Annotated in this window: 16 protein-coding genes and 1 CRISPR repeat array (1 of these 17 cut by a window edge); of the genes, 1 reads left to right on the forward strand and 15 read right to left on the reverse strand. The window is 35.8% G+C overall.

What is annotated here, in order from left to right; all coding sequences use genetic code 11:
* Nucleotides 1-84: 84 nt before the first annotated feature.
* The 15 genes from FEZ13_RS05425 to FEZ13_RS05490 all read right to left on the reverse strand — a co-directional run bounded on the left by FEZ13_RS05425 (nucleotide 85) and on the right by FEZ13_RS05490 (nucleotide 22,716).
* Nucleotides 85-714: an isochorismatase family protein gene (locus FEZ13_RS05425; RefSeq protein ID WP_146551763.1), complete on the reverse strand. Its 630-nt coding sequence runs from the start codon at nucleotides 712-714 to the stop codon at nucleotides 85-87.
* A gap of 147 nt (nucleotides 715-861) precedes the next feature.
* The gene (locus tag FEZ13_RS05430; RefSeq protein ID WP_146548929.1) at nucleotides 862-2,046 is read right to left on the reverse strand and encodes an isochorismate synthase; all 1,185 of its coding nucleotides are present in this window, start codon (nucleotides 2,044-2,046) and stop codon (nucleotides 862-864) included.
* Between the two features lie 200 nt (nucleotides 2,047-2,246).
* A complete protein-coding gene (locus tag FEZ13_RS05435; RefSeq protein WP_370467620.1) occupies nucleotides 2,247-3,020 on the reverse strand; it encodes a 2,3-dihydro-2,3-dihydroxybenzoate dehydrogenase in 774 nt (257 codons plus the stop codon).
* Nucleotides 3,021-3,070: 50 nt separating this feature from the next.
* A complete protein-coding gene (locus tag FEZ13_RS05440; RefSeq protein WP_146551764.1) occupies nucleotides 3,071-3,397 on the reverse strand; it encodes an MFS transporter in 327 nt (108 codons plus the stop codon).
* Nucleotides 3,394-4,065, reverse strand: a complete 672-nt coding sequence (locus FEZ13_RS05445; RefSeq protein WP_146551765.1) for a 4'-phosphopantetheinyl transferase family protein — start codon at nucleotides 4,063-4,065, stop codon at nucleotides 3,394-3,396. Before FEZ13_RS05445 ends, FEZ13_RS05440 begins: the two co-directional genes overlap by 4 nt.
* A 19-nt stretch (nucleotides 4,066-4,084) precedes the next feature.
* Nucleotides 4,085-4,291, reverse strand: coding sequence for an MbtH family protein (locus FEZ13_RS05450; protein ID WP_146551766.1), 207 nt, complete (start codon nucleotides 4,289-4,291; stop codon nucleotides 4,085-4,087).
* The gene (locus FEZ13_RS05455) at nucleotides 4,275-11,294 is read right to left on the reverse strand and encodes an amino acid adenylation domain-containing protein (RefSeq protein WP_186725781.1); all 7,020 of its coding nucleotides are present in this window, start codon (nucleotides 11,292-11,294) and stop codon (nucleotides 4,275-4,277) included. Before FEZ13_RS05455 ends, FEZ13_RS05450 begins: the two co-directional genes overlap by 17 nt.
* A 14-nt stretch (nucleotides 11,295-11,308) precedes the next feature.
* On the reverse strand, nucleotides 11,309-11,533 hold the full coding sequence (locus FEZ13_RS05460; RefSeq protein WP_146548934.1) for a phosphopantetheine-binding protein: 225 nt from the start codon (nucleotides 11,531-11,533) through the stop codon (nucleotides 11,309-11,311).
* A 6-nt stretch (nucleotides 11,534-11,539) separates the two neighbouring features.
* Nucleotides 11,540-13,180, reverse strand: coding sequence for a (2,3-dihydroxybenzoyl)adenylate synthase (locus FEZ13_RS05465; protein ID WP_146551768.1), 1,641 nt, complete (start codon nucleotides 13,178-13,180; stop codon nucleotides 11,540-11,542).
* Nucleotides 13,181-13,720: 540 nt separating this feature from the next.
* Nucleotides 13,721-13,822 carry a putative holin-like toxin gene (locus FEZ13_RS20400; RefSeq protein WP_222433413.1) on the reverse strand — a complete coding sequence of 34 codons (102 nt, stop codon included), beginning with the start codon at nucleotides 13,820-13,822 and terminating at the stop codon, nucleotides 13,721-13,723.
* 258 nt (nucleotides 13,823-14,080) lie between these two features.
* Nucleotides 14,081-14,806, reverse strand: coding sequence for an AAA family ATPase (locus FEZ13_RS05470; RefSeq protein WP_186725782.1), 726 nt, complete (start codon nucleotides 14,804-14,806; stop codon nucleotides 14,081-14,083).
* A 155-nt stretch (nucleotides 14,807-14,961) separates the two neighbouring features.
* Nucleotides 14,962-19,383 carry a coiled-coil domain-containing protein gene (locus tag FEZ13_RS05475; RefSeq protein WP_146551770.1) on the reverse strand — a complete coding sequence of 1,474 codons (4,422 nt, stop codon included), beginning with the start codon at nucleotides 19,381-19,383 and terminating at the stop codon, nucleotides 14,962-14,964.
* Entirely contained in the window at nucleotides 19,367-20,134 is a 768-nt protein-coding gene (locus FEZ13_RS05480) for a DUF6063 family protein (protein WP_146551771.1), read from the reverse strand. Before FEZ13_RS05480 ends, FEZ13_RS05475 begins: the two co-directional genes overlap by 17 nt.
* 90 nt (nucleotides 20,135-20,224) lie before the next feature.
* Nucleotides 20,225-21,718 carry a replicative DNA helicase gene (locus tag FEZ13_RS05485; protein WP_146551772.1) on the reverse strand — a complete coding sequence of 498 codons (1,494 nt, stop codon included), beginning with the start codon at nucleotides 21,716-21,718 and terminating at the stop codon, nucleotides 20,225-20,227.
* Nucleotides 21,667-22,716 (reverse strand): Wadjet anti-phage system protein JetD domain-containing protein, encoded by a 1,050-nt coding sequence (locus FEZ13_RS05490; RefSeq protein WP_146551773.1) that lies wholly within the window; start codon nucleotides 22,714-22,716, stop codon nucleotides 21,667-21,669. The genes FEZ13_RS05485 and FEZ13_RS05490 overlap by 52 nt, the downstream gene beginning before the upstream one ends.
* A gap of 1,099 nt (nucleotides 22,717-23,815) precedes the next feature.
* Between FEZ13_RS05490 and FEZ13_RS05495 the strand changes: the two genes are divergently transcribed.
* A complete protein-coding gene (locus FEZ13_RS05495) occupies nucleotides 23,816-25,480 on the forward strand; it encodes an SWIM zinc finger family protein (RefSeq protein WP_146551774.1) in 1,665 nt (554 codons plus the stop codon).
* Between the two features lie 293 nt (nucleotides 25,481-25,773).
* A CRISPR array of direct repeats spans nucleotides 25,774-25,814; the repeat unit is 37 nt; it runs 523 nt beyond the window's last position.

Here is a 25,814-nt window from a genome sequence, read left to right on the forward strand (position 1 = left end):
CAGAATACTGACTGAACAGTATTTCGTGCTCTTTGCATGTTAGGTACTCTTTTAAAAAATTTCTCGAACAAGCACTTAATCTACTTAAAGTTGGCTGATTAACTGATTCGTATCTGTAATCGTTGAACATCTTTTAGCAGCATAACGTATCGCCATCTGATGATCTTCTACAGAAAAATCCGCAACTGCATCCTTTACAAAGAATGGTTTAATATCATACATAAAAGCATCTGCTGCTGTTAATAAGCAGCCAATATGTGCATATACACCACAAATGATCAGCTGATCTCGATTCCATGTTTTCATTAACTGCTGCAACTCACTTTTCTTAAAAGCGCTATAACGCCATTTGGTCAACATTATATCATTCTCGCTTGGAGAAAGTTGGGGAATAATGGATGTTTGCTCTTCCTTCTCTTCAAGACCTGTCCCCCAAAAATCTGTTAAAAGCGCACGATCTTCCGCCTTTTGATTACCAGGTTGGGCGGTGTAAATAATAGGTATTTTAAGTGACTCGCATTTTTGTTTTATTTTTTGAATATTAGCGATCAATCTAGGAATAGGTGATTGCTGCTGATTATAAAAGTCTAAAAAATATTGTTGCATATCATGTATTAATAATACGGCCTTATCAGATTGCGGTTCCCATTGAACAGTATTATCAACTTCTAAATTTATCGGCATTTCATAAGACTTAATTTTTGGTATTGACATATAAACACTCCTCAAGATAGATAGGTTCAAAATAGTTTATAAAGATTAATATTTCCTCTTGTCCATTTAATTTACATTTAAAATGATAAATATGGATTCTCAATTTGATCCATGAATTATAGATGGTCCATTATTCCCGCTACGGATCTAGTTATTTTCTCCTGTAATGCCTATTGCATGAAGCATTGTTTGAAATTTCGCACCTGTTTCAGCGCGCTCCTCTTGTGGTACAGAAGATTCTACAATACCGGCTCCCGCATAAATAGTAATTTGGTTTTCTTTCACTTGGGCACAACGAATCGTCACGATCCATTCCCCATCACCATTCGCCTCCATATAGCCCACAATACCGGCGAAGAATTTTCGGTCAAATGGCTCTATTTCATGAATAAGCTGAAAGGCCTCTTCTCTCGGTTCTCCACAAACGGCTGGTGTCGGGTGGAGAGCACTAGCGATCGTAAGCGAAGTCGTTTGTGGATCTTTCAGCTCTCCAGAGATTGTTGTCGATAGATGAATCATGGAATCTGTATATAAAATCGATGGTTGATCCGGTGCTTGAATCGTTTTAAAGAATGGATTTAATTCACGGCAAACCATATCAACCACTACTTTATGTTCATGTAAATCTTTTTCTGAATTTAATAGACTGGCAGCAAGTCTTGCGTCTTCATCTTTGTCATGCGTTCTTTTTCTTGAGCCTGCGAGAGGATTAGCGATAATCGTATTGCCTTTCTTTCGAATCAGTAATTCTGGACTCGCTCCGACCAATGTATTGATTTCTTTCTCACCTGTATTAATGGCAAAGGTGTAGCCACTTGTATTTGTTTTTGCTAAAGATTCAATAAGTGGTGGCAGATCGACTCTGTCACTCGTAGAAATTTGTAAAGTCCTTGCTAACACTACTTTTTCAAGCTTTGTTTCACGAATGCGATGGATGGATTGTTGTACCATTTCTTCATACGTTTTGGCTGAAGGAACTTGCTTGATTTTTTTGACATCCAAAATATAGGGTAAATCCAATAGATCTTCAGAAATATTTTCTCTTTCTAGTACTAGAGTTTCTTGAGGAACTATTAAAACAGGGCGTTTTGTTGTATCAAATGGAATAGCACCGATCACCAAAGGATTCTTCTCTCCATTTTCATGATACTTGTTCAAAGCTTTTTGAATGATCGCATCCAATTTTTCAAATGAACAAGGTTCATCAATTATCATTTTTTCTTTATATCCTTTTCCTAAAATCGTTTTGATCGGTGTTTTTAAGAAACTATCACCATCTTGATAATTAGCAATTACTTCTGATAATTTTTTCTTTTCTTTTAATTTTTTCATTTGCTTCCTCCTCGTCAATGTCAACCGTTTGATTCATTTTAGGCATGTGATTGAATGTTGTTTTCTAACACGCGTGTTGATCAACCAATTCTATCCATTAAATAGGATAGGTACCATCAACTGATTCGCGCCATGATTGCTCACTTTTCCCGCAGGAATTTGAATGTTCTCTAATTCTTATCATTTATGACTATTGAAAGCTAAGCGTAAGAGCCGAGTGTAGCACCACCATCTACAACAATATTGCTCATAGTAATGTGATTTGAATACTCAGATATCAAAAACAAGATGACCCCAACAATATCAGATGGTTTAGCTATTTTCTTCAAAGGAATACCTACTTTATAATTTTCAAGGTTGCCTTCAATCACTTTTTGTTCACTTGACTCATCTGTCCAAAGTGACGTTTGCATATCCGTATAGGTTGATCCTGGAGAAACCACATTGCAGCGAATATTATATGGCGCCAATTCTAATCCTAGACTCTTCATATACATGATTGCTGCCGCCTTAGATGCGCCATATGCACCGATTCCAAGGCGTGGGACTGATGCAGCATTTGATCCAACTGTCACAATCACTCCTTCATGGCGCTCCTTCATATAACGACTTACTGCCTGTGTAACATGAAATACACCCTTCACATTGATATCAAAAAGATCATCCCACTCTTCTTCACCAAAATCACAAAGTGTCCCTTCATGAAGAATACCTGCCACATGGATTAAAGTATGAATAGCTCCTATTTCTTCTTCCACTTGCTGAATGACCGTTTGCACTTTTTGGCGATTGCGTATATCGACAGAATACGCATGAATCTTTTTACCCTTTTCAAGCATTTTCGCTGTACGTTTTTCCAACTCAGATTTGTTGTAGTCAAAGACAACTACATCATCAAAAAAGTTGGAAACTTGCTCTACAACTTCCCCGCCAATTCCTTTTGCTCCACCTACAACTAACACGACTTTTCCCACAATCAACACCCATTTCTATCTATGATTTAAAGCATATAAAGAATTATTCTTTATTTTGAAATTGACATTTTTACTGATACCGATGCATACTCAATGGTAATACATGCTACAATAATATTTTTACGCCCTATTTTATCCGCTACGATACCGCAGATGAGAGAACCTATTAAACTTCCAATAAGGGTTAGACTTCCCACAAATCCTAAAATTGTCGTGGAAACTCCCCACTCCAGATGTAATGACGGAATAATCGCACCGAGTAAGGCTAGATCGTAACCATCAAATAAAATAAGTACGATACACCACGCTAATACGGTCAAATGTACTTTGCTAAATCGGCTGTTATCGATTATTTCTGATATATTGACTTTCTTCACTCATTACCCTCCAAAAAGGCTTTCAGATTTTGAATGGATATGCCTTTTCCTTTTTTATTTTCATATTGGTCCTTCATACAAATGGATACTGTATATGTCTCACTGAAATATTGAGAAATATGCCAAGGTGTGAGGAGATGTGATTTTTTTACTGCACCATTTGAAAGGACTCGGATATCTTTCACAGGATAGGTCAATCCGATGCCAAGGGCCTTTGCATAACTTTCTTTCGCTGTCCAAAATTTATAAAATGTAGCAATTGGATGATTACTTCTGCCAATTTCTTGGTATTCCCATTCATTTAAAACAGAGTGGAAATTTAAAACGTTGATTTCTTTATGCTTTTCAATATCAATCCCAATGGGCTTTTTTGAAAAAGCGGCAACTACATAATCTCCTGAATGTGCGACATTAAAATGAGCATCTTCTTGGTTCAGACATATAGGTTTTCCGTAGTCATTTTTTGCAAAGAGCAATTCATCATTTGTACATTGTAATTGTTGGACTAATTCTGCACGCACAAGTAAGGCTGCTAGTAAAGAACGTTTTGCATCGTCAATATATTTGTATCGCTTTAAACGTTGTCGTCTTTCCTTGGATACAAATTTGGTAAAAGATTCATACTGATTATCTGTCAGCTCGTTGATATTGATATATATCCACTTCATCGTGTCTCTTGTAATCCCTCTAAGCCAACATTTCCTTTAAAGACTTTGGTCTTAAATCTGTCCATGTTTCTTCAATATATTGCTGACAATCTTTTTTAAGAGACGAACCGAATACAGGCTTCCATCCATCAGGAATAGTCATAAATTCCGGCCATATTGAATATTGGTCTTCCTCATTTTTTAAAACGATAAATTGAGCATCTTCGTGATCAAACGGATTGTGCATGACGAACACCCCTTTCCAATAAATGTTGTAATTCCTTCCCTATGACTTTTAAAGGTTCTGGCTGACACATATCTTTATGGCGACAGCGAACGGGATAAACCGAAATTTGACCAACATATGGTTGCCAATCCGCTATATCGATTGCTTCAAACCATTCTGGTACAATAGTAGATTGAAATAAATGCATGTCACAGGATGTTTTTCTAGGATGGTGCTGCTTCAATAATGTTATGGAATTTTGATAAGTGGTCATTAAACGTTTCATCGTATCTTCCGATAAGCTAGCTAATGCACTACCATCCTTTTTCAATAAACGAATAACATTAGCTAACGTCAATTCTCCCTCTACAAGTTCAGGATCATATCCACCTAATGCTAGTAGTGCCACCAATGATTCTTCTGAAATATTACTTGGCTGATCTTTTCGTTCTTTATGATGCGGATAAGCATCTAAAATGGCTAATAATCCCATTTCATCTCCAGTGCTTTCCAGTTGGACCGCCATTTCATGTACAACATTTCCTCCTAATGACCAACCTAACAAATGATAAGGACCTGTAGGCTGAATGTTTTTGACTTGTTGAATATATTCTTTCGCCATTTCAGCTAAGGTTGATGGTAATTTCTCTTCTTTTGCAATACCACTGGCCTGAATTCCATATAATGGTTGTCGAATATCCAAATGCTGCATCAATCCTGCATAACACCAACTTAAACCGCCAGCTGGATGGATACAAAATAGTGGTGCTTTTTGAGTGTTTCCATCCCTTAATGGTAATACGTTGTTTAAAGCAGAATGTTCTTGTTCATGATTCAATCGTTGACAAAGCTTTTCGACTGTTGGTGCCTCAAATAAATGTCCAATCGTCAACTCTTTTCCGAATACTTCTTTAATACGAGACATTAGTTGCACGGCTAATAAAGAATGCCCGCCAAGTTCAAAGAAATGATCATCAATGGCTATTTTTTCGATATTCAATACTTCTTTAAATAACTGACACATTAGTTCTTCGTTTGGCGTTCTCGGTAATTTTGAAGACTTCGAATGATAAGCAGGCTTAGGTAACGCTTTTTTATCTAATTTCCCGTTATTGGTTAAAGGAAATGCCTCTAATTCCACAAACGCACTTGGCAGCATATAGTCAGGTAAATCTTTTTGAATAGCTTGACGAGTACGACTTTCATCAAAATCCGTCGCAACAACATAGGCCGTAATACGTAAATCATCCTGCTGATCTTCTCTTACAATGACTGCCGCTTGATGAACATTCGGCTGACGTAATAGAACCTCTTCAATCTCGCCTAATTCGATTCGGAATCCTCTGATTTTAACTTGATGATCGATACGTCCAATATAATCAAGCTCACCATCACTAGTCCAGCGCGCTAAATCTCCGGTACGGTAAAGCCTGCTACCTGATTTACCAAATGGATTGGCGATAAAACGCTCGGCTGTCAGTGCACTGCGCCCCATGTAGCCACGTGCAAGACCTGCTCCCGCTACATACATTTCACCGATTACACCTGGTGGAACAGGTTCGAGCCATTCGTTTAATACATAGATTTGCAAGTCTGGGATGGCTTTCCCAATCAAGCTTTGATTTTCACCATTCAATAATTTTTGGCCTATTTTTTGATAACTAACATGAACGGTTGTTTCCGTAATACCATACATATTTATAAGCTGTGGTGAACTGTCCGAATGATTTTGATACCATTTTTTTAGACGATCGAATGACAATGCTTCCCCACCAAAGATTACATAGCGCAAGGATAGTTCTCCACTTTGCTGATGATCGTTCGCATCCACTTCTATTAACTGATAGAATGCAGAAGGTGTTTGGTTCAACACCGTCACTTTTTCCTGAATGAGTAATGACAAAAATTGTTCAGGTGCTCGGCTTGTTTCAAAAGGTACAACAACGAGTTTCCCACCATATAAAAGGGCACCCCAAATTTCCCAAACCGAAAAATCAAAGGCATAAGAGTGGAAAAGTGTCCAGCAATCATACTCGTTAAAGTGATACCAATCATTTGTGGCATCCAATAATCGAGTAACATTTTGATGCGGAACAATAACACCTTTTGGCACTCCTGTAGAGCCCGATGTGTAAATCACGTAAGCTGCTTGCTGTAGTTGAATAGATATCCCTAAATTTGAAACCGGCTGTTGAGCAATCTCACTCACGAATTCTTGATCCTTCCACACAATTGTTTTAAAAGAAGATATTTCTTTTAGTTCCTCACTAATGATGAAAAGTGGTTTTGTATTTCGAACAATAAAATGAATCCGCTCCTCTGGATAAGTAGGATCAATAGGTACATAGGCAGCACCTGTTTTTAAAACGCCAATGATTGCGACTACTAAGTCTACTGATCGGGGCATGAGTAAAGCAATGTAATCCTCTGCCCCCACACCCTTATCTTTTAAATAATGAGCCAATTGGTTTGCTTTTTCATTTAATGTTCGATAAGTGATCTCTTCTTGCCCCATTTTCACGGCCAGATGATCAGGAAAACGTTCCACCATTTCTTCAAATCTTTTTATAATGGATGAAGATTCTATCAATGGAGCTTTCGGATTCCAATCATGCGTTATTTGTTCAAACTCACCCTCAAGTAAAATGGAGTAATTGGAAATATTTTTCTGAGAGTTCTGGACGATTTGCTCTAAAACTTTGTTGAATCGAATGAGCAACTTGTCAATCGTTTGTTTTTTAAATAAATCTGTGCGATATTCTGCCATAACTTCAATGCCCTGAGGCTCTTCCTGAAGATGCTTTTCGCGCATATCGATCGTCAAATCGAATTTAGATGTATTGGCAGAGATAATTTGGGCTTTCCCTTTTTGTCCTTCCAAAACAATATTCATCTCAGGCGTATTTTGTAAAGCAAACATGACTTGGAACAACGGGTGTCTCCCAGGAACACGAGTTGGGTTATGCAGTTCCACTAGTTGATCAAATGGGATATTCTCATTTTGATACGCTTCTAAATTCATTTGTCGTATTCGTTGGACAAGTTCTTTAAATGAAGGATTTCCTGAAGTATCCATTCGGAAAACCACTGTATTGATAAATAAGCCCAGCATATCTTGTAACTCCGCTTTAGAGCGTCCTGCGACTGGACTACCAATTGGTAAATCTTCTCCCGCACCCAATTTCGTCAATAAAATGGCAAAGGCAGCCTGCAAAATAACAAATAAACTGACTTCATGCGATTGCGCTAATAATTGTAATTGGGCATGAAGGTTTGGTGAAATGGTAAAGTCGATCGCATCCCCTTTAACAGAAGATTGGATTGGACGTTTGTAATCATATGGAAGATGTAGCTCCTCCGGTAGATCAATAAGTTGGTGTTTCCAATATTGACGCTCTTTTTCGAGCAGATTTGGATATTCCTTCATCGGTAATTGGAAAATTTCTTCTTGCCAAAGAGTATAGTCTGTATATTGTAATGGATCATCTTGAACAATCGACTGATGATAAGCATTTTCTACTTCTTTCAAAAAGGTACTTAAAGACCAGCCATCGATACTAATGTGATGGAAGGTAAAAATGACTACATGGTAGCGATGATCTACATTTAAAACAGTTGTGTATAAACTCGTATCCGTTTCTAAGCAAAATGGGTGTCTTGCTGCTACTAGCTTTTCCGATGCTAGTTTGTCAGAAGAGATATTTTTTTGCGCCATCTGGATACTTGGATTTTTTAATATCACTTGGTTAGGTTCACCGTTTTTTGTGATATAAACAGTTCTTAAAATCGTATACTTTTCCGCTACTTGATAAAGCGCTTCTTTTAAGGCAAACGCATCTATTAAAGATGGGAAGGTAATCACAAGTGGTATATTATACACTGCACTCGGTCCTTCTAGCTGTTCTACAAACCAAAGTCTTTTTTGAGCAGCCGTTAATGGAGCTTTCTCTACTTTCTTCTTTTTAACATTTGGTAGAATATCGATATAATTATCAAGCATCGTTGCTAATTTTTGAACGGATGGAGCTTCAAAAATAGAGGCTATCGATAAATTTACTCCATACAGTTTACGAATTTTAATGATTAGTTCTGTTGCAATCAAAGAATGACCACCTAGTGCAAAAAAGTCATCTGTTATCCCAACTCTTTCCACCCCCAAAACTTCAGAGAAAGCTCTGCAAAGATTTCTTTCCATATCGGTTTTAGGTTCGACATAATCACGTTCTATCCACTGCGGAGCTGGCAGTTTTTTACGATCTATTTTGCCATTATTCGTTAGTGGGAATTTTTCTATTGGCATGATGAACATAGGAACCATGTAATCAGGTAATGTTGCTGCGAGCTGTTCTTTGACATCTTCTGGTTGAACGTTTTTCCCTATGACATATGCCACTAATTGTTGCTGTTCCATTTTATCTAGGTGGATCATCACAAGGGCCTGCTCTATATTGGCCAGTTCTTCTAGTTTATTTTCAATTTCTCCTAATTCGATCCGGAAACCACGAATTTTAGTTTGGAAATCCGCTCTACTAATATAATTTAGGGTACCGTTATGATTCCATGCTACTAAATCACCTGTACGATACATCCTTGAACCGGGCTCTCCAAACGGATTGGCGATGAATCGTTCAGCAGTCAATGCACTACGATGGTGATAGCCTCTTGTAACCCCTTGACCTGCTATATACAATTCACCAATAACGCCTACTGGAACAGGTTGCAAATGATCATCCAATACATACAATTGGGTTTGTGTAAGCGGTTTGCCAAGTGAAGGCATTTCTTCTATCATTCCATCGATTTCTTGACTCGTAGACCATATCGTAGTTTCAGTTGGACCATACATATTCCTTACTTTCGCTCCACAGGCTTGCAGATCATTGGCTAGCGAGATAGGTAATGCCTCTCCACCAACTAAAATAGTTAAATTTTTTAACGCATCTGGCGCATGTTTGACCATCATTTTCCATAAAGTTGGCGTCCCCTGTATCATCGTAATCGAGTTTGTTTGAATCGCTTCCGCTAATAATTGTGGATCATGAATGGTATCTGATGTAGCGATTACTAGTTTTGCACCATGTAATAATGGGAAATAGAACTCTAATATTGAAATATCAAATGAGATCGTTGTTGTTGCTAACCAAGCATCTCCATTGTCTATCTTCAATTGCTGATTCATCGCATGGAGAAAATTCGATAAATTATGCATCTCTACAACGACACCTTTTGGCTTGCCAGTGGACCCAGATGTATAGATCATATAAGCTGCGTCAAACACGGAACGTTTGATCGAGAGATTCTTTGTGGGAAATACCTTCCAAGAATCAGAATTTAATAACAAAGCGTTTTCGAATTGGCTATTCTCTTCTGTTGTTACGATACATTTAGGTTGAGCGTCCTGACACATATATTCGATTCTTTCTTTCGGATATGTTGGATCGATTGGGATATAGGCTGCTCGCACTTTTAATGTAGCGATCATCGCAATGAGCATTTCAATAGAACGATCGGCTATAATGGCAACAAAATCGCCTGGTTTTATATTTTGACTGTATAACCATTGTGCGCACTGATTAGTCGCTTTCCATAGTTCTTCATAGGTAAGCGTTTTGTTTTTAAATTCAATAGCTATTTCTTGTGGCGAACGCCTTACTTGTTGTTCTAATAGATCAATAACATCCTCGTCTATGAAAGTATTTCCTTTTTCATTCCATTGTTGGATGACAAGTTCTAATTCTTTGTCACTCATCATTTGATGTAAGAACATTGGACGATCCGGATTTTCTATTAATGCTGTCAACAAATATAAATAATGTTCAAAGTGATTAGCTAAGGATCGATCATCATAACTAGCGCTATTCCCTAATAAGTCCACTGTATAATCGCCATTTGCTTCAGCAAAAATATTCAATGAAATATCTTCAATGGGTCCAATGGCAATTTTCTTTGTTATCGCCGAAGCTTCTCCAAATTTGAATTCATCATAAAATGGCATAATGTTAATTTGAGCCGAGCAAAATCGTTCATCTTTTGGAATTTGTAAATCTCTACGAATCTGTTCATATCGATAATTACCAAAGCGTTTTGCTTCTTTTGTTTTCTCCTGAATGGCATCGACTAGCTCCTTAAAGCTAGATTGCTTGTTTATCACAATGCGTAGGGGCAACATATTCATCATTGTACAAGGCACATTCATGGAAACGTTGCCAAAACGGTTCATAAACGGCACATTCAATACGACTTCATCTTTATGGCTAAACCTCGCAATATAAAGTGCCCAACTAGCCATTAACAAATCATGAAATGCCATTTTATTCGCTTTCGCAAATTGTTTTAATGTCGTTACGAATTCCAATGAAAATTTTTCATGATAACGAATAACTGGCGCAAATAATACAGGCTTCTTTTCACTCAAAGTTGCTAATTCATCCATTTTTGCTAAATCAGATTGCCAGTATTCTTTTGCCTCTTTATAAGTAGCGGAAGATTGATCCTTTAATGATTCATGTATAACTTCTTCGAAAGAACCAAAGGAACGTTTCATCGGAGTTTGTTCCAAAAATGCTCTATATTTTTCTTGTACAGCACGTTCTAGTAATTGATAGCTATATGCATCACTGACAATATGATGAATCATCAAAAACCAATAATGTGTGTGATCGTCCACCTTATATAAGGCCGTTCTATAGATAGGGCCATTTTCTAAATCTAATGGTTCCTCCACAAATTGTTTCATCAGATTCAATACGAAATTCTGTGGATCCTTTTTTATCGAATAATCAAAATAAGGAATATCTACTTTGTCTGGTACATGCCATTGTTGGTAAACGACACCCGCTTGATCACTAAACCTACTATGCAATGCTTCCGCTTCCATAATCGTATGAGAAGCAGCTTTCCGAAAAAGATCAATATCTAATGGACCTTGAATTTCCAAATATTCACCAGTGTTATAAGCTACATTTTTTTCCTTCATCTGCTGAGCGAACCAGATGGATTGCTGCGCTCCTGTCAATGAAAACATTTGATCAACTCCCATTAATTTGTATGAAGTGTAATTGCGTTATACCAGCCTTCAAGAGATGGCTTTTCTGCAAACTCCATAAAATTCACATTTATACCAGTTACTCTTATATCATCAACAATCGCCATCATGCGGATGGAATCCATTCCTAAATCTAGTAATGATTCTGTCCAATCTACTTCCTCCAGATCCTCATCCAGATACTCTTGCACTAATGTTTTTAATTCTTGTTTTGTCATAGGAAGTCACCCTTTCACTGAAACCTTGCTCTTTTGATCATTTAGTTTTTCTTGAATATATTTTCGAAGGTCTTTTTTGCTTACTTTACCTAGATGAGTTTTTGGAAATGCGTCAATCCATTCGATCCGATCGGGTATCTTATAAGAAGCAAGCCCTCTCTCACGTAAAAAAGCTTTTAATTCGCGCTTTTTGATTTTTTCATCTTTTAAAATAACGAAAGCACAACTTTTCTCACCCAAGTATTCATCAGGCATTGCAACGATCGCCACATCTAGTACACTTGGATGTGCTAATAAATGGTTTTCGACTTCTTCTGCGGCAATTTTTTCTCCACCACGGTTGATCTGGTCTTTATTTCTACCTTCAACAGTCAAATAGCCTAAATCATTTATACTAACAAGATCGCCTGTACGGTAAAACCCATCTTTTGTGAAGGCTTTAGCATTATGTTCTGGTGCTTTATAATATCCCTGAATGGTATAAGGGCCTCTTGTCAATAAATGGCCTACTACATTTCTTGGCACCTCTTGATCATTTTCATCCACCACTTTTACTTCATCGTAAGGAGAAAGTGGACGTCCTTGTGTCTGAACCACCAGATCATCAGGATCGTCTAATCTTGTATAATTGACCAATCCTTCAGCCATACCAAATACTTGTTGTAACTGACAACCAAATGTAGGCGCAATCTTTTTAGCAACTTCTGCACTCAACTTAGATCCACCAACAAGAAGAACCTCTAGGCTCGATAAATCTTCTTGCCTATTGCGAGCTACACTTAACCAGTGAATCGCGATTGGTGGCACTAAAGCACACATCGTAACTTGTTCCTTTTCAATTAAAGGAAAGGCTTCATCAGGGCTTGACCCATCACTTAGAATAATCCGACCACCACCATAAATAATGCCTAAAAACCCCGGTGAACTCATAGGATAATTATGAGCAATTGGTAAAACGACTAAAAATCTCGTTTTCTCTGTTACATAACAAATTTCTACACTTCTTTTTAGCGTGTAGATATATTCATCATGTGTTCGTGGAATTAGTTTCGATAAACCTGTACTACCGCCAGATAATTGCAAAAAGGCAACATCGCTGCTTTTAACATCCGTCGTTTGGAGTGGTTTCTTTGCGTAAAGCGCAGAGAATGATACACAGTCTTCTGCATCATCTCCCACAAGGATAATATGTTGTAATGAAGCAGTTTCCGATTTTACGCGTTTGGCCAACGTTTCATAATCAAAAGAATTATAAAATTTTGGACAAATATAGGCTTTTGCTTCAGTAAACTTACAGAAATACGAAATTTCAACATATCGATGTGATGGTAATGCAAAAACAGGTAGAGCTCCTATTTTATATAGTGCAAAGCAAGTTTCTATAAATTCGATCCAGTTAGGTAATTGCACGACAACTCGATCTTCTTTTTCAATTCCTAACTGTTGAAAACCACTTGCTAACTCGTCTGTTTTATCATCTAATTGTCGATAAGTGACATGCTCCCCATATGCTGAAATAACAATACGATTTGGGAATTGTTCAGCACGTTGAGAGAGCATTTCTCCCAATGTGATCCCTTCCCAACACCCATTTTCTCGATATTGTTCGGCACGTTCTTTTGGCCAAGGTACAAAACCTTCTAACATATGTACCCTCCTTTTATAAAATCATCTTATTAATGATAATGAGAATCATTATCATTAAACAATATATAGAATAGCGCTTGGCTTTTTTCTCGTCAAGAACTTCCACAACATTCCAGCCTAAATACTTATGTAAAACTTATAAAATGCTACTTTATGTGGATAAATTTTCTAAATACATTTAATGGATATATTATATTTAGTTCTTTTAACCTATTATGTAATTTTTATCAAAATTTTATTTCAAAGAGGTGTTCAGAAGATATTAAGTAGTTCGTTTCGCATTCCATTTAATAGTAATTCCTAAATCTTTGGTTTCCGTTGCAGACGACCGTTTTCCGTGGGCAATATAAAAACACCATTTGGGACAAAAACTTGAAAAAATCACAAGTTCAACGTATACTGAAATAAGAAAAAACATACATTAAAAAGGCCGCTTGATGTCAGTACATCAAGCGGTCAAATTGATAGTTGATTCCCTTTTAGGGGATTAGCTTAAAGGATAGATAGCCCACCCTGTAGAGCCGTCAACTCAAGGATGGGTTATTTTTTATGATTAAATGACAGAATTGAAATCACCAATGTCGCAAATGCAATCGCGAACATCAATGCTTCAAATACCGACATAGCATCACCCCCTTTCATAGTGGGAGTGTGCTAACCACCCTTGAGTACCAACTATCTAACATAAATTATAACAATCATTCGTTCTATTTTATACTATTTTCCATAAAATCCATTAAAAACAATTTTTTTGAACATGCATGCTTATGCGAAATGAGAATTCTTTTCTTTAGATTAGCAACCCATCCTCTATTTCTCGAATCAACTATGCTAGACCTTATAACTACAAAATCACTCGATCGCCTGCTACCCTAATGTGTCTTTAGTATGTACCCCAAATTACAGATTATCATCCTTAAATAGCTCTTTGAAAACAATTTCGGGATTCTGTAGAAAACGTTTTGTCAAAATATAATGAATGGTTTCTTCATATCGAATCTTTTCAATCTCTTCACTATCAAAATTATAGATCGTAGCATTTGGATAACCAAGTAAGATAGGCGAATGTGTCGCAATAATAAATTGTGCCTGATGTTCTAAATCTTTCATGATTTTCATAAAACTAAGTTGTCTCACAGGGGAAAGTGCGGCTTCAGGCTCGTCTAATAGATAGATAGCTTTTCCTTTGAACGAATGCATAAATAACGAAAGAAAAGATTCTCCGTGCGATTGGTGATGCAATGATTTTCCTCCATAAGCTGCATATTTTTTTGGATCTTCTAATGCATCAATATAACTAGCAAAGTGATAGAAAGTTTCTGCACGAAGGAAAAATCCTCTCGTAACTTTAGGACTCCAGGACAATCGAATATAATCACCTAACGCTGATTCTGCTTGATCCACCTCAAAAGTGTTATTTCTTCCCCCTCCTGCTGTGTTAAATTCACATTTATCTGCAATAGCCTCCAAAAGCGTCGATTTTCCAGTCCCATTTTCACCTACAAAAAATGTGACGTTAGAAGGAAAATCAAGAAACTTAAATTTTTGCAACCAAGGAATGTTGAAAGGATAAATCGAGGAATCTATTTCTTGATTTTGTAAATAAGAAACTTTTTTAAGATACACTATGTCCCTCCTCTCCATGACAAGGTGGTATTCATTTTTAAACAGTTAGTACTAGATGAAAAAGCGATTTGCCTTTCACCTTTTTGTTTAAGTCAAACGTGTTTGTGGTCCAAATTCATCCGACCTATCTTCCCTAATCAACAAATATAAGCCATTTAATCAAACAATGATAGCTGCTCTATTTCACCAAGTCGTTCCAATGCTTCAGGTGCGTGATCTTGGAAAAAGGCTTTTTTCAATTGCTTTTCTTTTGTCATCACTTGCTTAGAAGAGTTTTCAATGTTGGATAAGCGGCAACTATAGACAATCGGGAAGTAATCGTTTAAAAATTTTCCTTCTGCATGAGCCGTCAGAGCAATAATCTGGAAGCCTAATTGTTCTGCGATGAAAAAGACTGGGCTTAGCACATGACTACTAGAGGCTTTACCAAATGGGTTGTCTAGTAATACTGTGCGATTCCTTCTGACATTTGATTCTATCCGTTTACTCTTTTCAGCGATAAAATTCAATATCCCCAAATACAAGGCCATATGTTTACTCCATTTTTCACCACCAGACCATTGATTGGACATTTCCCATGAATAATAGTTGCTTGAAATCTTTGAATCACTTTCTACTTTGCGACATTTTACTTTCATCGTATGATCACCAATAACAATACGAAGAATCGGAACTGTTTCAAATGATTTCTCTAAAAAGTGACGGATCTTAGCGGCATCCTCATCACCGTTAACATCTAGAAATTGCGGCGATTCAATGCTCGTCAAAATCCAGTCAATATAATCGCGTATTTTTTCTTTTCCACTTTCTTCATCCCAATCTGGAATCACAAATTCATAGATTGGTTTCCAAGTATCCCCTATCTTTACTTTTGTTTTCTTTGGAATTTCTAACAGATTATCACGAACGATTTTCAAATGCTCATGAATATAGGTGACAAACTGTTGTAATTCCGCATCATAATCTCGAATCGCTGCTTCCGAAATTTGCATGGTTTGTAAAATGCGGTTTTCGAGTAATTGTTGATGCTCCATTATTTCTTTATAGGTATGTTTACTTTCGACACCTTCCATAGCCGTCTTTTTCAAACGTGGGTCGTGCAATGTTTTGCAGAAACTATTCAATTTCTCCTTGGCATAGTCTACATTTTTTCGTTCATTCTCCACCAATTGTGCCTCATGTTGGAGCGTATCAACCGTTTGCCCGATCACGTTTAACATACTATAACGAAACTGATTGCTTTGTTCTTCCGTCAATAATCCCTGATTCAAATTTGGGTCATTAATTTTATAAACAAGTTCATACCGATTAAAAATAGACTCCCCTTCTGAGCATATTTTTTCTTCATTTTGGTATCGTCTTTGTTCATTTTCTAAAAATTGATGAAGTTTTTCCAGCTCTATTTCTTCTTCTTTCAATTTGTTTTTCACAATTGATAACTCTTCATGGAATTGTTCAAGTTCTCTTGTTTGATAGTTTTCTAAATAGTTTTTGAATAATCCATCTATTTTATTTTCCACGGTTTTCGTGGCTACTGCCGCATCTTGAATCTTCTGATTGTGCTTTTGTATCATGTTTTCAGCTTGATTTATTTTTTTCAAAAGCTCAGAGCTGTACTCACCTGCTTGTACAGGCAAATTATAATCCTTATCTAACGATTTAAATTGTTCAAGTAAACGTTTCTGTTCCTCTTTCAATTCAGCCATTCTTTTTTCGCTATTTTTTGTTTGAATTTCCCAAGAATTACGGCTTGTTTGTATTTGCTTTAATTGATCTGTGAGATGATTGTAGCTTTGTTTTAATGTTTCTCTGTGGATTGTATTCGCAATCATTTTGAACGATTTTACTGCTCTAAATAAGGTATTTTCCTCAATTTCATAATGAATCGCACTTTTGATCTTTGAAATTTCATATTGGCAATCATTCAGCAAATCTGTGACTTCTTCTAGATGACGTTCTGTTTGATTCCATTTTTTATTTTCTTCTTCAAGTTGTGCAAATAAGCTTTTCAAATAAGTACGCAGCTGAGATACTTCTTTTTCTTTTTGCGTGTACTCTTTTGCATTTGGAATTTTCACATCTTGCAAATAATGCATCTTTTTTTCATTCTCATTGTGCTGCACTTCGTATTGTTTGGCTAACTCTTCATTGATTTTCATCATTTCTTTTACATTCTTAAGTTGTATCGAGATGTTTTGTAATTCATGTTTTAACTCATTGAAATGATTTTTTTCTGCTAAATAGGTTTCGTTCGGATATTGGATGAAAAATGTATCAAAAGATGATTTGTATTGTCGTAATTCATTCCATTCATCTTCCAATTCTTTTCTCTCTTGTTCCTTTAATTTTGCTTGTTGCTGAATCTCTTCATTCCAATTGGCAAAATAAGTGTCATCCAGATTGCTTTGCCAAATGACTGGAACAACTACTTCTTGATCATTCGACACCCCTTTTATCATATTAGCAGCTTCACTTGTTGATAAAATGAAAATAGGGAATGTTAATTCATGTTGAATAGATGAGACCTTTTCAACCAGCATTGTTTTTTCTTGAGCCGTCGTAATAAGTGTCGTACTCCAGAAAGGATAGTATGCCCTATCTACCTCAAAATCTTCTTGCATGGACTGGATATAATCTGTCCCCGTTTCTAAATGGGAGAATTGATTCCACTGATCTATTTGTTTGGCAATATAAGGATCCGCAAAAAACTGCTGTTGATCTGCGTAATCATCTACATATCGCTTCGCTAATCGCTCTCTTTGAAGGGCGTGTTCTCTTTCTTTTTCTGTTTTCTGTACCTTTTCTTCTAACTGTACATGGAGCGTTTCATATTTTTCATAAAGTGACTGTATATATCCCCATTGCGAAAATTTTTGTACTAGGCTAGATCGTAAAGATTGATGTGCTTGTTCGTACTGATGAATCGTTTGCTCCACTTTTGCCATGGAAACTTTCACATCATTTTCTCTATTTTGAAGTTGCTCCGCTTCCATCTTCTCCTGCTCTATTGTTTGAGTTGATTTTTTGATCTGTTGTATTAGTTCCACATTTTCATTATCTAAAGTCGTCACTTCATCAATCCAGCTAGAAAGTAATAGATGAATATTCTCATTTTCATTGGAAACAAGTTGTTTTTTTAGTTTTCTCATCATTTCTTCAGCATCATTTTTCTTTGCTTCCGTTTTTGCTTTTTCTACATTCGTTTGTTGTATAAGCGCTTGTTGTTCTTTAGCTGTTTTCTTTAATGCTTGCTGCTCGTCTTCTAATTGTCTCTTTTTGAGCTGTTGATCCCGTAATTGATGTTCAAGTGATTCTTTATCGTTCAAAAATTGATAGTGAAGTTGCCCTTTGACTTGCTCTAATTGGTTATTGATTTCTTCAATATTTTCATCTTGCTCTAACTTGGCTAATTGTTCGCGATAAAAATCTAAATTACTAGCTTCTAGGTTGTATTTTTCGCGTTTCTCAGCATATTGAATGGAATAATATTCGTGTTTCCACGATTGTAAGCGATGTTCAAGATTTTCTAGCTGTTCATGTAATTCTTGTTCTTCCTTTTTTAACACATCCAGCTTGTTTTGTTGTTCCAGAATTTCAACAGAATGACGTTTTTGATGGAATTGCTTTAATTTGTTGTGATAGAGTTTAAGCTGTTCCTCATTTTGAGATAAAGCCTGTTGAATACTTTCGATGGTTTCAACAAGCAATGTATGATAGCCTTTTGCGATACTTCTTGAGGCATTGTACTGCTGTTCCTTATCATCTAGTTTTTTAAATTGTGCCACATATTTTTCTAACTCTTTTTGAAGTAATCTATTTTCTTCAATTTTTTCACGTAATTTTTTATATTGTTTTAATTGTGCTCGTTGGTTTTCAAATATATCTGCAAATTCATGCTTCGTAAATCCTGCAATTCCTAGTTCTACAGATGGAATTAGTAAGCGATCGATTAATTCATTCGTTTTCTTACATTCCTCGAAAAATTCTTCGATACTTCCTTCCGATGCGTTAATATTGACAATACTTTCCCATTCATTACGGACGATAAAATAATGATCTTCAATATATTGTTGAAAACTTCTGATGGATTTCGGAAACGTTTTTGCTTTTATTGGATATTGACTTGCCATATAAGAATAGTAGTCTGCCATTTCTTTTCTGCTTGCTACCGTTGTCCCTTCAGATGTTTCCTCTGTAAATGGAATAGACTCAATATTGTGAGGATCATTGAGTCCGTATTCATATACGTAACGAAGTGATTCTAGATTATTATTTCTTTTGTAAAGCGAAACAGCTGTCACAACATAACGGCGTGGTTTATCGTTTATAATCCATTCAATAGCGATATGAGCGGGCCCATCCTCTAAATAAAGCGTATCTTTAATCTTTCTTTCAGCTAAATTCGTATGCGGGATCACTGCTTGTAGAACCGTTTGGATAAATACCGTTTTTCCTCCACCATTTTCAAGTAAAATCGCTCCGTTAAAACCATCAAATATAAAAAGCTCATCATGATAGCGTTTTTGCCCTTGCTCATAAATAACATTTGTCAAACGAATTTTACTGATTGTTGGCATGCAATCCCTCTCCTTCTCCTGGCATATCTTCTTTTACTTCAAAAGAATATAGGAATTCAAGAATTCCTCGGTTAAAATCCTGATCCATAAAATAGCGACCAATAATCACTTTTGTTTTTTCCGTTAACTCCAGTTCGCCATTTCCAATAGATGTGATGATATCTTCTTTTTCTAGAAAACGTCTAGTCGTATCAATAAAACTAAGCCTGCTTATTGTATTCCCTGTTTGTTTGGTAGAAGTTTCTTTCACATCGTCTAGTGCATCCCATTTCTCCACTAATGCTATCCAACGATACGAAAATTCTTTTTCTAATCTTTTTAGTTGTTCATCATCATGTTCTTTTAAACTAGCCATACGCTTATTTACTTCTTGTAGCCATTGATCCATTGTGATAAATCTTAATGTTGGTTCTACTGAATGATAACTGTCATAAAAAGAGCCAAGTAGTACAATCGTACAAAAATACATTAAATATAGATCCACATTCGTTGCCTTTGAATATAAGTACGTTTTCTTTAATTCCTCATTGCTTATATGGAAGGGTGATAATTTTGTTTCGGGTATCAAATACAATTCCTCCCCAACAGAAATACAAACGGCTGCCATTTCTCCAACAAAGTGGTCTGTTAATGAACGAACAGGTTCCTCAATTTTATAAGCGCGTGCTAAATCACCCGAAACAACCCCATTTTGTGCAAGCTGCGTAAAAAGTGAAAAGGCTTTAAAAATATGTTCTTCTTCGTACCGCACTACATTCTCTCCTCCAATAAATGTTGATATTTCAACGTTTTGATCCGTTTTTTATGATAGAAAAACCTATTTATAAGATGATTCTTTCCATCATTCCATATGTAAATACATATTTTGAATTTCATACCGATCACTGCCTGATAACACGTCGGGTAATTCTTTTACAATCAATTTTCTACCATGTAATTCTTCTAATGCTCCATCTAATAAATGAAGAGATTCCTCATCATCCCAATCATTTTCAGCATATAATGGGCTTCTTTGATGACAAAGTATAAAAAAACTATAAAATAGTCGTTGATCGAGAAATGGATGCTTTAATTCTTTTAATTTTTCGATAAATTGACTAAGTGTCCAATCTGTTTTCCCTTCCAACATTTGAAGCATTTCTCGCATAATTTCCGCATAAAAAGCGCGAACCATTTTAGCGTATTTTTCTTTTTGTTGTTCATCTGCTACTTTGGCAAAAATATTTTTGTTCGTTGTTTGCTCTTCTTCTGACCAAGAATGCGGTGCAAAGATCGATAAAAGCGACCATGATTTTTTCTTTTTCAGTGATAAGAAAGGCATTAGTATCCCTTTCATCGATTCGAGCGGGAGCGGTGTACTAACAATTCGCGACGTAATATCTTGGTCAAAATTAAATGTATCAATCCCTACATAGTAAAGTGATTCTTCTGCCGCTTGTAAAACTTCTCTTTTTAGAATCAAACTTTGATTTAATAATGCTCGATGTTGTCCATGAACCAGTGATAATTCTTTCTCAATTTGAGTCAGTAATTCAAATGCTTCTTTTTCTTTGTTTTGAGCTGGTTGATAATAATAATTGGCTTTCATCTCATTGACAAACTGCTTTAATTCTTGAAACTCTTCATTTTCACGATTAAGTCGAAAATTTCGATCATCAATCGCTTGGATAAAGCGATTTTGCGTTTCAATCGAGACGATATTTCGCTTGACTTCATGTTCTAATTTAACAAGTCGTTCATAAATCGTTTCAACATCAATCCGCATTTCATTAATTTGTCGTAATGCTCCCTGGAATTCACCCTTTTCTAATAATTTTCGCAGCATTAACTGATGAATGGATAATTGAAACTCTTGGAAATACTCTTTCGTCGCAAAAACAAGCTCCAATCCATCATCATCTAATGTGTAGTATTGTCGATTGGTTTGTACATCAAAATCCGTCGCTTTTATATAAGAAAATTCCAGCGAATCTTCCTTTCTACTTTCCCAGTTAAAAAATGTATAGGCCTTTATCCTCCCATTGGCAGGACGAAAAACATTGATAATTTCTCGAACAATCGATTCCCACTGTTTATCACTCAAGACATATGATTGAACCGTGATAGACTGCAATAATTCTATAATTTCAGCGATGCCTGTTTTCCGTTCTCGGATCAACTTCATCTCATAAAAATAAAGTAATGTAAATAACCCCAAACTCCTCATATCGACAGGATGACCATTTTGATCGGATTTTCTTTTTTGGGAAAGTTCTTGGATTGGTTCAAATAAAAGGATCCGCTTCATTCGCTCTTTGAAGTCTTTTTGAATGATTTCGGAGAAGGATGACTCCATGTGTTTTCACTCCAAATTTGTTTTAATTGAGCAGAAGATAACACCTCCTGCGCTAAGTAAAGATGGTTATGTAAAATAGTATCGATTTGCTGTTGATCTTTTTCTGAAAAATACTGCAAAAAATCTTGTAACGCTTCCTCATTTATCTTTTGTTTTGTCTTGATCGGCATTGCTTGTTTTTGTAGACTTGCCTGATAAAAGGGAATGGCTGGTATAACCTGAATTTTATTCATCAGTAAATGCCATATTTGAATCCCTTCCCAGTCAAGATCTCCGAAGTAATAAATGGTATGTTCTACATTTGGGAGAGGAATCTGTCTTGTGAAATGCTCCATGCTTTTGATAATTTTATAACCTTGTCCATAGATAAGCGTAGAAAAAGGGGTATCAGTTAACGCACCTAGTAATCCATCATAAGTTGTCTTATTTTCGACGACTAAATGGAATTGATGCTTATTTTGCAAGACTTGAGGATGAATGGCAAAACTTAAAGGATCATATACAGGAACAATCTTCATACGCTCCCATATTTGCAAACGTTCCAGTACTCTTTTACCATTTTTCTCTTGTATCCATTTTTCATCTCCTGTAAGTGCGAGACTACGTTCAGGTGCAGGTACTTCTTCCTGTGGCCAATCATGCTGCATAATGTATTGATTAATTTTTTCAATATAAGGGAGATCTTCTTCCCATGCTGATGGTGGCAAACTGTAATAGTTATCCAAGGAGAGTTCTCTATGACATTTGATTTGCAATTTTTCAATTTGCTTATGGGTTTTCTGATGAAGTTTTGTTCTTTGAATTTTATATTTATAAGAAAGCGCTGGCATACGACCATTATTACCAGCACTTTTCACTGGAACCAATATTCCTTGATCTTCAAGTCGCTGGATTTCTTGTGCAAATTGTTCATACGTCATGTTGGATGAAACCGCTTTTTCAAATACTTCTAATGGGATAAATGTTCTTTTATAGGTTGAAAGCATCTCCATAAACATACGGCATACACCACCTTCTTGAAAGATTGATCAACGCAAATTTGTGAAAAGTTCATCTTCGTTTAGATTAACAATTGCGCCTAAGTCAAATGAGTTCTTTCTTTTTTAGTATTTCTTATTCGACAAAATCCTTCTTTTATCATAAGCTATTTGCCAGTTGTTTTTCAAAAATTTACGAGAAAATTGTTTTAGTTTTTTATATTTTCATTCTAGTTAGATAGAAGAGTTATTTTTTCTTCATACATTTTTCCTTAATCTACCTTTTTATCATTACATTTTGAAATTGAAATTTGAACAAGACAAAATCCATCCAATTTTTTAAGCAATCTTTTAGCCGCAATCCAATATTTAGTAATCTGTAATCACTGTTAATTGGCAATGATAAAAGTGGTGAACATCCAAGTCCCACTATAATCTTTATTGCTTTTTCAAATCGCTCATCGTTATAGCCTAATCATAAAAACTATCCTTGTTAATAGGCGAAAGAAAAATTTCCTTTTCTGTTCATTCCTTTTCTGATTCCTTCTCTACCTTAAATCAATCATCACTTCTTGAAAAAATAACAGCCTCAACGTATACTAGAAATAAAAGAAACATATGCTAAAAAGACCGTTCGATGTTAGTCCATCGAACGGTCAATGTGATAGTCAGTTCCTAAAAGGGATTAGCTATACGGGATGATAACCCATCTGAGCCGTTAACTCAAGGATGGGTTATTTTTTATGATTAAATGACAAAATTGAAATCACTAATGTCGCAAATGCAAGTGCAAACATCAATGCCTCAAATATCGACATCGCATCACCCCCTTTCAAATCGGGAGTGTGCCAACCACCCTTGAGTACTAACTATCTGGAAAATATTATAACAAACATTTGTTCTATTTAAAACTGTAGATACGCGGAAATCTATTCAATCATTAAAATTTAGACTTATGAATCAGGCCAAAGGGATTACTTGTCATCATAAACTCACTAGTGTTTTATAAATAGTATAGAATTTTTATTTTTCCATAGAAAGAGACATCTAGTTTCCTAGTGATAACAATGCTTAAGACATTTAGATGAAAAACAGAACTGAAACGAAAGGAAATAGATAGATGAACTTAGCTCATTTTCAAGACAATATTTCGAACACCATTTTAAAACGTGGGAAAAATTATTATAACAACGGTCATATCACTGAACTTGTACAATTACCAAATGGCAACTGGCTTGCAGAGGTTGAGGGAACGCATGATTATACAGTCAAAGTGCGATTAGCAAGCGACAATGAAATCTTGACTTCAAGCTGCAGTTGTCCTTATGATGGTCCTTACTGCAAACATGAAGTGGCTGTTTTTTATGCATTACAAAAAAGAACAGCCAAAGAGTTGTACAATGCTTCCCCATTAAAAACTATTTTAATGAAACAGACAAAAGAATCGCTGATTGATTTTTTACTCAAATTAGCAAGTACAGATTCACATTTCCAACAAAAAATAATAAAGACATTTATGAACAATACTGCTACAGCTACACATCAACAAACTTTAGAAATAGCTGAAAAAACCATTTTAAAACCGATGAGACACGCTTTAAGATATAAATATGTTGCTGTTGGAGAAGAAGATATCGTTCTATCAGGTGTTTATGAAATAATGGATCAAGTAGAAAAAAAGATGGATAAAAAAGAATTTCGGCATGCCTTTGAACTTGCTATACTTTGCTATTCAAAAACAGCACAACTTTACCAAATAGATGACGAAACGTTTATCCATAATGAATTGGTGGAAATTGATCATTTTTTAGAAACAATCATTCAAATAGGTCTAACAAATTGGACATTAGAAGCTCAAGAAGATATCTTCACAAAGCTCTTAAAGACAGCAGATCTTTTAAAATTTACACCTCATTGGCAGCTTAAACTTCTAGAATTAGCACTGCCTTTTTGCCAAGATCCGATTTTCTCAGATATTATTTGCACAAAGGTGGAAAACCTATCTTTTGAATCTGAAAATGACCAAAATCAAGCAGATGATTTAATAATTGAAGCACTACTTATTTCAGAGGATGAGGAGAAAATCCAAGCGTTTCTAGCCAGTCACCCAAAAAATCCAAATATTCGAGAAAAAATGATTCAAATGGCTTTTGAAAATAAGAAGTACGACAAAGTACTCAAACTTTCCTCAGATGGAATCGACAATCATTTTGGGGAAATAAAAATTCGAGCAAAATGGGAAAAATATGCCTATGAAGCTCATAAACAATTAGGCAATCAAGAAGACATGCAAAGGATTGCCTTTATACGTGCCGCAGAGGGCGATTTTCACTTCTATCATGAACTAAAAGAGTTATACACATCCGAAGAATGGAAGCCTATTATAAATGAATTAATGGATTCATTTGATGATTTGTCAAGCTACCCTACATGGTATCCTACTCTATTAATTGAAGAACAAGCTTTTGAAAAATTGATTACTTTCTGTAGGCAGTCACCTAAACGCATCTACAGCTATTCAAAATATCTAAGAAAAGAATTTCCAGAAGAAGTAAAGTCCCTATTTTTTCAAAGCATCGCCAACCAATTAAACATCGCCAAGAATCGTAATGATTACAAAGCCTTGCGAGAATCACTTTGCCAAATGCAAAAAGAGGGCTATGTAGCAGAGGTAAAAGATGTCATCGAACAAATTAAAGCCACCTACCCTAGACGTACAGCATTGCAGGATGAGTTGAAAGGATTGGTAAGACAAGAAAACAACGAGATACCTAAACATACCTAAACATTCCTGATCAATTAAAACAAAGCCTTCTATTCTTGCAACATGTCAATAAGAATTGTAGGACAATGGACAAGCAGAAATTATTCTTACAAGGACCTAATTCTTCTAATAGATCCTTGGTTGAAAAAGTGAGGGATATGATTTAATAGTACTGCAAGACGAAAAATCCTTGGTGAACATTTGACAAGTATGTATGAACCAATACTTGGAACGGCAGATAATTGATTATCTGAACATTACTATAATCTTGATGTGATATGATATTGAAAGAAGCTATTTATCGTCTTTCGCATGCCATAATTCCCCTATAAATCTTGATGTGATATGATCATAC

The organism is Rummeliibacillus sp. SL167 (assembly GCF_007896505.1).
Classification (GTDB): Bacteria; Bacillota; Bacilli; order Bacillales_A; family Planococcaceae; genus Rummeliibacillus; species Rummeliibacillus suwonensis.